This is a genomic window from Streptomyces sp. NPDC104831, assembly GCF_055583025.1.
Window position 1 is genome coordinate 107,213 of sequence record NZ_JBVJOT010000021.1, and the last position, 12,918, is coordinate 120,130.

Consider the following 12,918-nt stretch of genomic DNA (forward strand, 5'->3'; position numbering starts at 1 on the left):
CCGGACGGAAGCGGACGGGAGCGGAGCGCATGGCGGACGAGAGCGGCACGGGGCACGCGGACGGCACGGCGGACGGCGGCGGCCGGGCGGACGGCGCGGGGGAGCTGGACGGCTTCTTCGACCGGCTGGACCCCGACATGTGCGTGGTGACCGCCGTGGCGGACGGGGAACGGGCCGGCTGCCTGGTCGGTTTCGCCTCGCAGTGCTCCATCCGGCCGCCCCGGTTCGTCGTGTGGCTGTCCAAGGCCAACCGCACCTACCGGGTCGCCGGGGCCGCGCGGCACCTCGCCGTGCATCTGCTCACCCGTGACCGGCGGGACCTCGCGGAACTCTTCGGCGGCCGGACGGGCGACGACGACGTCGACAAGTTCGCGGGGCTCGACTGGCGGGAGGGACCCGCCGGCGCCGTCGTCCTCCAGGGCGCGGCGGCCTGGTTCGTCGGCACCGTCCTGCACCGCGTCGACGGCGGCGACCACGTCGGCCACGTACTCGACCCGGTGGGATGGGGCGAGGGCCGGCCGGGGCCGCTGCTGCGGCTCTCCGACGCCGCCGGCATCGAGGCGGGCCACCCGGCGGACTGAGCGGGCCGTCCCCGGGCGGCCGGGCCCCGGCACCCGCGCCGCCCGACGCGTGCCCTATCCGTCCGTCTCCCGCGGGCCCGCCACCGCGTCCTGGATCTCCTCCTGAGGCATCCGGATGTCCAGCACGCACACGTCGTCCCGCCGTTCGTCCGGGAGCATCGCCGCGAGCAGCGCGTCCAGCGAGCCGGACTCGCCGCAGCCGTGCGCCCGCACCGCCTCCGCCAGCCGGTCGAAGCCCGCGTCGAGGCCCTCGCCGGGACGCTCCACCAGGCCGTCGGTGTACAGCAGCAGCCGGTCCCCGGGCTCCAGAGCGAGTTCCCGCGATTCGTAGACGGGGGCGCCCATCGCGCCGAGCAGTATGCCGCCGGGACGGTCGAGGAAGCGCACCTCGCCCCGGCGCACCAGCACCGGCGGCAGATGCCCGGCCTGCGCCCAGGTCAGCAGGCGCCGGCCGGTGTCGTAGCGGGCCAGGACCATGGTGGCGGTGGTCTGGCCGTCACGGGAGTGCAGCAGCAGCCGGTTGAGCCGCGCCAGTGCCCCGGTGAGCGAGGAACCGGTGCTCACCATCCCCTTCGCGGTGAACCTGAGCTGGGCCATGGTGGCGACGGCGTCGATGCCGTGCCCCGCCACGTCGCCGACCACGAACAGCGCGTCGTAATCGGGCAGTTCGATGGCGCTGAACCAGTCGCCGCCGACGTGGATGCCGGCCTGCGCGGGCAGGTAGGCGACCTCGACGCGCAGCCCGGCCAGCCGCACCGGCTTGCTGGGCAGCGGCAGCAGGGCGTGCTGGAGCCGGGCCGCCAGCGCGCGTTCGGCCTGGAGGATGCCGCGCTGGAGCAGCATCGCGCGCTCGCTCTCCACCAGCGCGAGTTCCGCGCTGCGCTGCGCGGTCAGGTCCTGGACGAAGCCGTGCACCTCGACCGGGACGCCGTCGGGCGCCGTGACCGCCTCCGCGACCAGCCGCAGATGCCGCACGCCCACGGCCGTCTCGCTCCGGAACGGCACGTCGAGCGGGATCCCGCGCGAGACGAGGTCGCCGATCGCCCGGGCGAGCGGGCACGTGTCCTCCGGTACGGCGAGGTCGGGCAGCCGCTCCAGCGGCACCGGGGGCCGGTCGGGCCGCCGGCCGAGCACGGTGTAGGTCTGCGCGGCCCAGGAGATCTCCCCGGTGACCAGGTCCCAGTTGGCCCAGCCGAGGTTGCCCAGCCGCTGCACGTCGGCCAGTCGCTGCTCCTGCCGGTCCACCGGGTCGTACCGCAGCCAGGTCACCACCAGGCCCTCGCCCAGCGGGGCCGCCCGCACCGTGTAGGTGGTGGTCCCGGGTGCCGCGCCGGCCGTGTCCCGGTAGGCGAACGGCTCGCTCTCGTACGGCTCCCCGGTCTCCAGCGCCCGCAGACAGCCCCGCCACAGCGGCGCGCCCGCCACCGCCGGGTAGCTCCGCAGGAGGTGCCCGCCGACCAGGTCCGGGCCGGCCGGGCCGAAGATGTCGGCCGCCTCCGGGGTGGCGGCGGTGATGCGGTAGTCCGTGACCTCGCCGGAGGCGGCGCGCAGCGGGGTCAGCAGCACCGCCGGACCCGGCAGCGCGTCGAACACCGCCTGCACGGTCCGCGAGACGTCCCCGGCCGGGGCGGTGCGCGGGCTGTCGAAGGCGCGCAGCCGGCCGGCGCAGAGCCGGGCCACGGCCCGCAGCAGCTCCCGCTCGCGCGGCGCGAACCGCGTGTCGCGCCGGCGCAGCACCCCGAGGGCGACGCGCGCGGTGCCGCCCTCGGGCACGGGCAGCCACGCCCGGGTCGGCCAGCGTTCCGGAGGGGACCCGATGAGCGGGTAGCGGGCGCGGTCCTCGGCGGGGTGCTCCAGCCAGCGCGGGCGCCCGGACCGCAGCGTCTCCAGGGCGGGCAGACCGGTCACCGGCGGGACGTGCCGCCACCGGGCGGCGAGGGCGGGCTCGACGCCGGCGTGCCCGACGAGGGCGAGGCCGCCCTCGGGCAGCCGTTCGTACAGCAGCACCGCGTCGGCGGCCACCTCGGGCGCCAGCCGTTCCAGCAGGCAGCCGGCCAGTTCCTGGGGCGAGCCGACGTGGGCCAGGGCGCGGCCGAGGGCGCCCAGCGGTTCCGCGAGATCCCCGCCGCCGGCGGGCCCGCTCTCCTCTTCGGCGCCGGCCGCGGGCGCCGGCGCCGGGTGGGCGGGCCGTTGGCCGGGCGGCGGCAGCGCCCCGAGGGTGAGCCGGCATTGTTCGATGAGCGTGCGGTTGCCGTCCTCGGCCCGCCGGAGCAGTTCCTCGTGGGCGGCGTCCGGCGCGCAGCCGGTGACGGCCATCAGCGCGCCCTTGGCCCGCTCCAGGATCGCCGAGGTCGCGGCCTGGTCCCGCAGCCGGTCCAGCTCGGCGCGCTGCCGGGCCACGACCTCGGCCGGCGTTGCCGGCCCGGAAGAGGTGCCGCGGTCCCCCGGAGGCAGAGGCTCGCTCGTCACGCGACGAGCATCGCACACCTCGGCCCGCTGGATCACTCGTCTGCCGGGTCCGGATTCCCACGACCTTCGTATGAGCGGCCCGGTGGGGGCGGGCGCGGGTTCAGCGGCCGGTGCCGCGGGCGGCCAGCGCCGCGCTGACGGCGCGGACGCTGCGCGCGATGTGCTGGAGCTGGAGTACCTCGGCCGCGTACAGCTTGATCGTGTGTTCGATCACCGATTCGGGCAGTCCGAGCACGGGCAGCTCGGTCCGCGCGGTCTGCAGGGCGGTCCGGGCGACCCGGATCTCCTGCTGCACCTGGATCTGCGCGTGCCGGGCGAGCAGGACGGGGTGCCGGATGAGCGCCGGATAGCTGGCGTAGCGCGCGGGGATCAGCTCGCGCAGCCACTTGGCCGCCGAACGCTCCCAGTCGTAGCTGCCCGGCGTCTTGACCTGACAGGGCCAGTCGGGGCTGATGCGGGTGCTGGTCAGGGGCATGGTCATCGCTTCCGGTGGGCGGCGTCGTGGGGGTGGCCGACGGGGGGCGGGGCGGTTCCGGCCCAGGGGGTGACCGGAGCCGCGCACGGGCGCGTCGCGCGGACGACGCGCCCCGGCACACCCCGGGGGCCGACGTGGGAGGGGATCGGCGGCTCGGCGTGTGCCCCTCTCGGGGCCGTGGGAGAGTCTGTGTGCGGGGAGTTCGCGGAGCAGTATTTATATATGCCGATCGCTTTGCAAGACGCATGAAAACATTCATGTGCCTTATGCGGTGAATCATCCCCGTCCCACCGGCGGATGACCGCAAGATCTTCACGACTGTCCGGCGCGGACGGAAGGAACGGCCGTGCCGCGCGGATCGGGCCGCCGTTCAGTCCCGGAGGAAGAACTGGTGCTGCTCCGACAGTTGCTCGTACTTCTCCAGCCGGGCCTGGGTGCGCTCGGGATCGGCGTCCGTCATGGCCTGGAGCAGCGCCGCCGCGAGCACCCCCGGGGCGGCGTAGGAGTCGAACACCAGGCGGGAACCGGTGCCGGTGGCGAAGGTGACGTCGGCCTCGTCGGCCAGCGGTCCCAGCGCCAGGTCGGTCACCAGGGCGACCTTCAGACCGGCGTCGCGCGCCACCCGGACGGCCTGGAGGGTCTCCCGGGAGTGCCGGGGCATGGCGAAGGCCAGCACCCAGCCGCCGCCCGCCTCCCGGGCCTGCAACAGCGCGTCGTAGGCCACGCTGCCGCCGCGGGTCACCAGCCGCACGTCCGGGTGGATCCGGCGGGCGGCATAGCCGAAGTACTCGGCGAGCGACACCGAGATGCGCAGCCCCAGCACGGTCAGCGGGGTGGAGCGGGACAGCGCGCGGCCGACCCGGATGACCCGGTCGGGGTCGGCGAGGTCGCGCCGCAGGTTCTCCAGGTTCTCGATCTCCGCGTCCACGGCGGCCTGCAGTTCGTTGGCCCGGTCCTCCTCGCCGGGCCCGCCCGCGAGGCCGCTCAGCGCGATCGACTGGAGCCGTTCGCGCAGCGCCGGGTAGCCGCCGAAGCCGACGGCGGCGGCGAAGCGGGTGACGGACGGCTGGCTGACCCCGGCCCGGTCGGCCAGCTCGGTGATCGACAGGAAGGCGGCCTCGGTGAGGTGCTCGATCAGGTACTGGGCGATCCGCCGCTGCCCGGGCGACAGACGCGGCCCGTCGAAGAGGTCCCGCAGCCGGGAGGTCGGGGCGGCGTCGGCCTCGGGCGCGGTCCTGCCGGACGTGATCGCTGACGCCTGCGCGCGTGCCTGCTGCGGCGAGGGCACCGGTCGGCCTCCTTTGTCTGCCACGATCACTCAACATAGCTCACCGACCGCCGTGACCAGGGGCTTGAGACGGCCCCTCACCGCCGGCACCGGGTGGGTGAACGGCCCACGCCGCCGGCCGGCCGCCTCGCGCGCGGGCGTGCCGGGTGCCTCCGTTCGTGCCGTTGTCCCGACGGTGGTCCGCCGTCCCGCGCGCGTGCGCGCCGGCTGCCGTCATCCGTCCCCTCGACGGCGCGGGCCGCGCGATGACGGGGCCCGGACCACCGCCCGGCCGGGGCACCGCTCCCGCCACCGCGCGAAGTCACCGCCGCACGAGTCGTACCGGCAGTTCCTCCGCCGTGCCGACGGGCACGGCCCGCGGCCGCTCGGAGTCCGCCTCGATCCGGGCGAACCGTCCGGACGGCCGGGGTGCGGCGAGGACCGGCGGCGCGCGGCCCGCCGCCCGGGGCCGTCCGGTGTCCAGCCGCAGTGCCGGCACCGCGCGGCCGCCGAGCACGGCCCGCCGCCCGGCGGTCACCGGTGCCGTGCGCCCGGCCCGCGCCGTGACCTCCGGCGGTCCGGTGTCCTGCGCCCAGGTGCCGCGCACCCGCAGCCGTGCGGCCACCCGCGGCGTTCCGCCCGCCACCCGCACGTCCCCGTGGCCGAGCGCGTCCCCGCAACCGGCCGTGAGCGTGCCTCCGGCCGGCGCGCTTCCGCCCGTGTTCCGGTTGCGGCCGGCCGGCGTGAGCGCGCCCGTGCCCCGCCCGGCCCGCGCCGTGACCTCCGGCGGCCCGGTGTCCTGCGCCCAGGTGCCGCGCACCCGCAGCCGTCCGGCCACCCGCGGCGTCCCGCCCGCCACCCGCACGCCCCCGTGGCCGAGCGCGTCCCCGCAACCGGCCGTGAGCGTGCCCCCGGCCGGCGCGCTTCCGCCCGTGTTCCGGTTGCGGCCGGCCGGCGTGAGCGCGCCCGTGCCCCGCTCGGTCAGCCCGCCCGGCCCCTCGACGTCGTCGCGTCCGCCGCCGGACGCCGCGTCCAGGGTGACGCCGGTGCCGAGGGCGCCGTGGCCGCCCACCGCCGCGAACCGTGCCTCCCGGGAGGACCGCCGGGAACGGCCGTGCCGGTGTGCGCGGTCGCGCGGTCCCGTCGCGAAGTACGGGGTGAACGGGTGCATGCCCGGGGCCGGTTCGCGACCCGGTGGGAAGGCTCCGGCGACCGGGGCGCGTGCGACGGGTGAACGCGCGGCCCTCTCCTCGCCCTTTCGAAGGTCTCCTGGGACGAGCCGGCGCGGCGAAGTCCACGGAGACGAACAGGGCGGCCGACGGCGTCAGTCGCCGGACGGCAGCGCGGCGGGCGGCACCACCAGGTCCGCCCGGTCCCGGGTCGCCGCGACCAGGTCGGCGTTGCGCTGGTCCGTGCCCCGCACCCAGGCGACGGCCGCCGCGCGCTCCTTGCCGAACTCCTCGTGCCGGGCGACCAGCCGGCGGACCCGCTCCTCCTCGTCTATCTCGCAGAACCACACCTCGTCCAGGCACGGCCGCACCCGCGCCCACGAACCCTCCCTCAGCAGCAGGTAGTTGCCCTCGGTCACGATCAGCCGGGCCTCGGGCGGCACCGGGATCGCGCCCGCCAGCGGCTGCTCCAGCACCCGCTCGAACCCCGGCGCGTACACCACCTCGCCCCGCTCCTCGCGCAGCCGCCGCAGCAGCGCCGCGTAGCCGCCCGCGTCGAAGGTGTCCGGGGCGCCCTTGCGGTCCCGGCGGCCCAGCCGGTCCAGTTCGGCGTCGGCGAGGTGGAACCCGTCCATCGGCACGTGCGCGGCCCACGGCACGCCGTCGCCGTTCAGGGCCTGGACCAGCCGCTCGGCGAGGGTCGTCTTGCCCGCGCCGGGGCTGCCCGCGATGCCCAGCAGGGCACGCCGGCCGCCCTGGGGCAGGGCCCGGGCCCGGTCGACGAGGTCGTCGAAGGTGCGCGGTACACGATCGCTGGTCACAGACACACCGGACAGTGTGTCACCACCCGTCCGGGCCCGGTGTGGTGCGCGCCACCCACTGGAGTGCCCCGGACGGGGAACAGTCCTCGGTATGACTCAGCTCGGTCTGCCCGACACCATCCAGGCCTGCCTCTTCGACCTCGACGGGGTCGTCACCAGGACGGCCGTCGTGCACGCGGCGGCCTGGAAGGAGACGTTCGACGCGTTCCTGCGGGACTACGACGGCGAGCGGGGAAGGCCGTTCGACGTCCACGCCGACTACGACGAGTACGTGGACGGCCGCCCCCGCGCCGACGGCGTCCGCGCCTTCCTCGCCTCCCGCGACATCCACCTGCCCGAGGGCGAGCCCGACGACCCGCCGGACGCCCCCACCGTGCACGGCCTCGGCAACCGCAAGAACGCGCTGCTGCTGGAGAAGATCCGCACCGGCGGGGTCGAGGCGTACGAGGGCACCGTGCGCTATCTGGAGGCCGTCCGCGCCGCGGGCCTGCGCACCGCGATCGTCTCCTCCAGCGCCAACTGCCGGGACGTGCTGCGCTCGGTGGACGCCGAGCACTTCTTCGACGTGCGGATCGACGGCGTGGTGGCGGCCGAGCGGAACCTGCCGGGCAAGCCGAACCCCGACACCTTCCTCGCCGCCGCCCGGGAACTGGGCGTCGAGGCGTCCCGCGCGGCCGTGTTCGAGGACGCGCTGGCCGGCATGGACGCGGGCCGGGCCGGCGGCTTCGGCTGTGTCGTCGGCGTGGACCGGGTGGGCCAGACCGACGCGCTGTACGCGCACGGCGCCGACATCGTCGTCAAGGACCTCGCCGAACTGGGAGGCGCGCGGTGATCACCGACCGGTCGTACGCCGTCGAGCCCTGGACCGTCCGGGAGACCACCCTCGACCTCGGCGTGCTCGCCCAGAGCGAGTCGGTGTTCGCGCTGTCCAACGGGCACGTCGGCTGGCGCGGCAACCTCGACGAGGGCGAACCGCACGGCCTGCCCGGCAGCTACCTCAACGGCGTCCACGAGGTGCACCCGCTGCCGTACGCGGAGGCCGGCTACGGCTATCCGGAGTCCGGGCAGACGGTCATCAACGTGACCAACGGCAAGGTCATCCGGCTGCTGGTGGACGACGAGCCGTTCGACCTGCGCTACGGCCGGCTCGTCGCCCACGAACGCGTCCTGGACCTGCGCCGGGGCGTGCTGGAGCGGACCTGCGAGTGGACCTCCCCGGCCGGCTCCACGGTCCGGGTGCGCTCCACCCGGCTGGTGTCGCTGACCCAGCGGGCGGTGGCCGCCGTCGCCTACGAGGTGGAGGCCGTCGGCGACCGCTGCCGGGTGGTGATCCAGTCGGAACTGGTCGCCAACGAGAGCCTGCCCGAACCCGACGGCGACCCCCGTGCGGCCCGCGCCCTGAAGTCCCCGCTGGAACAGGAGGACCACTTCGCCTCCGGCGGCCGGCTGCGGCTGGTGCACCGCACCCGGCGCAGCGGCCTCAGGGTCGCCGTGGCCGCCGACCACGTCGTCACCGGCCCCGAACGCACCACCACCCGCAGTGAGAGCGGCATCGACGTGGCCCGGCTCACCGTCACCTCGGTGCTGGAGCCCGGACAGACCCTGCGGGTGGAGAAACTGGTCGCGCACGGCTGGTCCGGCGCCCGGTCGCTGCCCGCGATGGCCGACCAGGTCGACGCCGCGCTCGCCGCCGCCGCGCACGACGGCTGGGAAGGACTGCTGGCCGAGCAGCGGGCCTGCCTGGACGACTTCTGGGCCCGCGCCGACGTCGAGGTGGAGGGCGACGAGGAGATCCAGCAGGCCGTCCGGTTCGCGCTGTTCCATGTCGTGCAGGCCGGGGCCCGCGCCGAGGGGCGCGCGATACCGGCGAAGGGGCTGACCGGCTCCGGCTACGACGGGCACGCCTTCTGGGACACCGAGATGTTCGTGCTGCCCGTGCTCACCCACACCGCCCCCCGGGCCGTCGCCGAGGCGCTGCGCTGGCGGTACAACACCCTGGACGAGGCCCGTGAACGCGCGGCCCAACTGGGGCTCGCCGGGGCCGCGTTCCCCTGGCGGACCATCGCCGGACCGGAGGGCTCCGCCTACTGGCCGGCCGGCACCGCCGCCTTCCACGTCAACGCCGGCATAGCCGACGCCGTCGTCCGGTACGTCGCCGCCACCGAGGACACCGACTTCGAACGGGAGACCGGCCTGGAGCTGCTGGTGGAGACGGCCCGGCTGTGGCGCTCGCTCGGCCACCACGACTCCCACGGGGTGTTCCACCTCGACGGCGTCACCGGTCCCGACGAGTACAGCGCGGTCGCCGACGACAACATCTACACCAACCTGATGGCCCGGCAGAACCTGCGCGCCGCCGCCGACGCGGCCGAACGCCACCCGGACCGGGCGCGCGCCCTCGGTGTGGACGAGGAGGAGAGCGCGGCCTGGCGGGACGCCGCCGACGCCCTGCACATCCCCTACAACGAGGAACTCGGCGTCCACGAACAGCACGCCGGCTTCACCCGCTACCAGCGCTGGGACTTCGACGCCACCCGCCCCGACCAGTACCCGCTGCTGCTGCACTTCCCCTACTTCGACCTCTACCGCAAACAGGTCGTCAAACAGGCCGACCTGGTGCTGGCGATGTACACCTGCGACGACTTCTTCGAGCAGGAGTACGACGAGGAGCAGATCGCCCGGAACTTCGCCTACTACGAACCGCTGACCGTCCGCGACTCCTCCCTGTCGGCCTGCTGCCAGGCCGTCGTCGCCGCCCGGACCGGCCACCTGGACCTCGCCTACGCCTACACCACCGAGGCGGCGCTGATGGACCTCCAGGACCTGGAGCACAACACCCGGGACGGGCTGCACATCGCCTCGCTCGCCGGCACCTGGATGGCGCTGGTCGCCGGGTTCGGCGGCATGCGGCGCGACGGCGACGGGCTGCGGTTCGCGCCCCGCCTGCCCGAACGGCTGCGCCGCCTCGCCTTCCACGTCGGGTTCCGGGGCCGCAGGCTGCGCGTGGAGATCGGCGCGGACAAGGTGACGTACGCGCTGCTGGACGGCGAGCCGCTGGCGCTCCGCCACCACGGCGAGGCGCTGACGGTCACCACCGACGAGCCGGCCGTCCGCCCCGTACCACCGGTGGTACGCCGGGTCACCCCCGCCCAGCCCCGGCACCGGGCGCCGAACACGGGCGCGCAGCGGTGACCCCGGGACACCGCCGCAGCGGAGCCGTCCGGTCGCCGGGGGCGGGCCGGGCCCGGCCGGTCGCGCGGTTCGCCACGCCGCGCGGCGCGTAGGGCCGTCGGCCGGATGGCCCTGCCCGCCGGGCACGGTCGGGTGATCCGCGTAGGTCCGGTCGCGTTTTCCCCGCCCGCCTCCCGGCGCTCGAGGGGCGGCGGGGGACAGTGGACCCCACGACCCGTGGGGACGCGAGGGGTGGTCATGGCCGACAGCGGGCACGCGACACTCGACGCGGTGAGCCACGCGCGCTCCCGCCGGGCGCGCTCGGGCCCCGCTCGTACCGCCCGGCCGCTCGCGGCCGTCGCCGCCATCACCCTGGCCCGGCTCCCGCTCGTACCGCCCGGCACGGGACTCGGCTGGGACGGGACGGCGTACGTCAGCCGGGTCGGCGGCCACGCGCCCGCCGCCTTCTCCAGCGCCCCCCGCGCCCGCGGCGTCTCGCTGCCGGCCGCCCCCGTCGCGTCCCGGCCGCCGTCCACCGCGCTGCTCCCGATCGGCTCCGCGACGCCCCGCTTCCCGCTGCCCGCCTGCGCCCCGCCGGCCGTGCCGCTGGCCGACGCCCTCGCCCGACTGCTGACCGCCCGGCGCCGGCCGGCCGGGTGGCCGGTCCGCGCCGGACTCGCCGCGCGGCCCGCCGTGGCCGTGCGGACGGCCGACCACGCCGTCCGCGCGCGCGAGGCGCGGTTCCGCACCGTGGCGGAACCGCGCCGCCGGGGCGTCCGCCCGCCCTGCCTGCTCACCGGTCACGAGGCCGTCCCGGTGGCGTTCGCCGCCGGTTGCGCCTCGGCCGCGACCGCCGGACCCGGCGCCGGCACCACCCGGGACGCCCTCACCCGCGCCGCCCGGCGGATCCCGGTCGCCGCGCCGGCGCCGGCCGGAGCCACGCCGCCCGGCCACGCCCGCGGCTGGACCTCCGCGGCCGTCGGCGCGGTCCGGCCGTACCGCGACGTCCCGGGCGCCGGCTCATGACCTCGCCGGCCGGCCTCACCACCGCCCTCGGCCGGCGGCGCGCCTACTGGCACGCCGCCGGCTGCCTCGCCGTGCTCCTCGGCGCGCTCTACCTGGCCCGCCGGCACTGGCCCGCGGTGGAGAGCGGGGCCGGGCGGCTGGCGGTCGCCGACCACGGCTGGCTGCTGACCGGTGCGGTGGCGGCCGTGGGCACCTGGGCGGCCTCCGCGCTCGCCCAGCAGGGCGCCGTCGTGCGGCGGCTGCCCGGCCGCCGGCTGCTCGCCGCCCAGTTCGCCGCCTCCGCCGCCAACCACCTGCTGCCCGCGGGGATCGGCGCGGGCGCGGTGAACCTGCGCTTCCTGATGCGCTGCGGGCTGTCCGCCGGGCGCGCGGCCGGCGCGCTCGCCGTCAAGGCCGCCGCGGGCGCCGCCGTCCGCCTGGCGCTGATCGCCCTGCTTGCCCCGGCCTGCCCCGGGCTGCTGCGGCTGCCCCGGCCGTCCCCCGTCGCGGTCGCCGCCGCCGCGGGCGTGGCCGTCCTGCTCGTGCTGCTGCTGCTCGTCATGCCCTGGTGGTCGCGGTGCCGGCGGGTGCTCGTCACCGTCCTCGCCGACATCCGCGCCCTGCACGCCCGCCCGGCCCGTGCGGCGGCCCTGTGGGGCGGCTCCCTGGCCTTCGCCGTGCTGCACGCGCTGGTCCTCATCGCCGTCACCCGGGCCGTCGGCCTGCCGCTCGCCCCGTTCCAGGTGGCGTTGCTGTACCTCGCCGCGAGCAGCGCCGCCGCCCTGCTGCCCACCCCGGGCGGGCTCGGCTCGCTGGACGCCGCGCTGGCCCTCGCCCTGACCGCCGCCGGCACCTCCGGCGCCGGCGCGGCGTCCGCGGTGCTCGGCTACCGGCTGCTCACGGTCTGGCTGCCGCTGCTGCCCGGTCTGCTGGTCCTCGGGGTGCTGGTGCGGCGCAAGGACCTGTGACGGCCGGGGGTCCTCCACGGCGGACCGGGAGATCCCGGACGGAGCCCTCGCCCCCGGTCCTCTTTCCCTCCCCGTGGGGAAGGCCGGTGGTCTCCTTTACCTGCATATCACCTGCACACGAATTGCAGGTACGGAAGGATGGCGCGAGGGTGGGGGGTGCCCGCGGGAACCTCCTCCCCGGCGGCCGTCCCTGATCCGGCTCCGCCTCCTCCCCGCTCGGGCCGGGCCCACCCGCCCGGCCCCGGCACCGCGTCCGGCGGCTCCCGACGCGGCAGGAGCGGATCAGGGCCGGCGAGGCCGATGCCCGGCGAGACCCGATCTCCAGCGACCGGTGCCCGGCTGACCGATGCCCGCGAGGCGGCCGGTCGCCGGGGCCGAAGGCCGACGGGATGCCGACGGGACGTCCACGGGATTAAGGCTCCGGCCGGGGGAAACGCGGACCGGGACAGCCCGTGCGATCCTCAGGAGGCCACCATGAGCGACCAGCAGTCCGAGCAGACCCCTATGGCGGACGACGCCTACCAGCCGACCGGCGGCAACGAGGAACAGGAGGACGCCGGACCGCTGGACCTTCAGGACGCGGTCGGCGAGCGCACCTACGACGACATCCTCGACGAGGGCTACTCCCCGCCCGAGCGGCCCCTGGGCGTCACCAAGCACGGCACCACCGCCGCCGAGCAGCACGAGGGGGAGACCCTGGACGAACGGCTCGGCCAGGAGGTCCCGGACGTCACCGCGCCGCCCGGCGACGAGATCGGCGACCTGCCCGGTGGCGAGGGCGAACCCCTCGACGCCGAGGCCGGCACCGCGCGCGCGGGCCGCCTGGTCGCCCCGGACGAGGGCACCCACACCGACACCACCAAGGAAGAGGTCGCCCGCGACGTCGGCATCGACGGCGGAGCGGCGGGCGCCGAGGAGGCGGCGGTCCACGTGGTGGAGCAGGAACCCTGAGCCCACCGGCCCGCGCGGACGTCACCGCCCGCCGGCGCCGC

At 76.6% G+C, this 12,918-nt stretch carries 11 protein-coding genes; 6 read left to right on the forward strand and 5 right to left on the reverse strand.

Annotation, left to right across the window (positions count from 1 at the left end):
* Window positions 1–29: 29 nt before the first annotated feature.
* Window positions 30–581: a flavin reductase family protein gene (locus tag ACZ63H_RS16730; RefSeq protein WP_469865597.1), complete on the forward strand. Its 552-nt coding sequence runs from the start codon at window positions 30–32 to the stop codon at window positions 579–581.
* A gap of 54 nt (window positions 582–635) precedes the next feature.
* Here the strand turns inward: ACZ63H_RS16730 and ACZ63H_RS16735 are convergent, their stop codons facing one another.
* The 5 genes from ACZ63H_RS16735 to ACZ63H_RS16755 form a co-directional block, all read right to left on the reverse strand.
* Window positions 636–3,050 (reverse strand): SpoIIE family protein phosphatase, encoded by a 2,415-nt coding sequence (locus ACZ63H_RS16735; protein ID WP_469865599.1) that lies wholly within the window; start codon window positions 3,048–3,050, stop codon window positions 636–638.
* Between the two features lie 100 nt (window positions 3,051–3,150).
* Window positions 3,151–3,531 (reverse strand): hypothetical protein, encoded by a 381-nt coding sequence (locus ACZ63H_RS16740; RefSeq protein WP_469865601.1) that lies wholly within the window; start codon window positions 3,529–3,531, stop codon window positions 3,151–3,153.
* 364 nt (window positions 3,532–3,895) lie between these two features.
* Window positions 3,896–4,813: a MurR/RpiR family transcriptional regulator gene (locus ACZ63H_RS16745; RefSeq protein ID WP_469865603.1), complete on the reverse strand. Its 918-nt coding sequence runs from the start codon at window positions 4,811–4,813 to the stop codon at window positions 3,896–3,898.
* A 301-nt stretch (window positions 4,814–5,114) separates the two neighbouring features.
* Window positions 5,115–5,963, reverse strand: a complete 849-nt coding sequence (locus ACZ63H_RS16750) for a hypothetical protein (protein ID WP_469865605.1) — start codon at window positions 5,961–5,963, stop codon at window positions 5,115–5,117.
* Between the two features lie 153 nt (window positions 5,964–6,116).
* Window positions 6,117–6,782 (reverse strand): nucleoside/nucleotide kinase family protein, encoded by a 666-nt coding sequence (locus ACZ63H_RS16755; protein WP_469865607.1) that lies wholly within the window; start codon window positions 6,780–6,782, stop codon window positions 6,117–6,119.
* A gap of 91 nt (window positions 6,783–6,873) precedes the next feature.
* Here ACZ63H_RS16755 and ACZ63H_RS16760 point away from each other — a divergent pair, with 91 nt between their 5' ends.
* From ACZ63H_RS16760 to ACZ63H_RS16780, 5 genes are all read left to right on the forward strand, one after another.
* A complete protein-coding gene (locus ACZ63H_RS16760) occupies window positions 6,874–7,614 on the forward strand; it encodes an HAD family hydrolase (protein WP_469865609.1) in 741 nt (246 codons plus the stop codon).
* Window positions 7,611–9,974 carry a glycoside hydrolase family 65 protein gene (locus ACZ63H_RS16765; RefSeq protein ID WP_469865611.1) on the forward strand — a complete coding sequence of 788 codons (2,364 nt, stop codon included), beginning with the start codon at window positions 7,611–7,613 and terminating at the stop codon, window positions 9,972–9,974. The genes ACZ63H_RS16760 and ACZ63H_RS16765 overlap by 4 nt, the downstream gene beginning before the upstream one ends.
* A 237-nt stretch (window positions 9,975–10,211) precedes the next feature.
* Entirely contained in the window at window positions 10,212–10,979 is a 768-nt protein-coding gene (locus ACZ63H_RS16770; protein WP_469865613.1) for a hypothetical protein, read from the forward strand.
* Complete coding sequence (locus ACZ63H_RS16775; protein ID WP_469865615.1) at window positions 10,976–11,926, forward strand: lysylphosphatidylglycerol synthase domain-containing protein; 951 nt, start codon at window positions 10,976–10,978, stop codon at window positions 11,924–11,926. Before ACZ63H_RS16770 ends, ACZ63H_RS16775 begins: the two co-directional genes overlap by 4 nt.
* A gap of 474 nt (window positions 11,927–12,400) precedes the next feature.
* Window positions 12,401–12,877: a DUF5709 domain-containing protein gene (locus ACZ63H_RS16780; RefSeq protein ID WP_469865617.1), complete on the forward strand. Its 477-nt coding sequence runs from the start codon at window positions 12,401–12,403 to the stop codon at window positions 12,875–12,877.
* Window positions 12,878–12,918 lie beyond the last annotated feature (41 nt).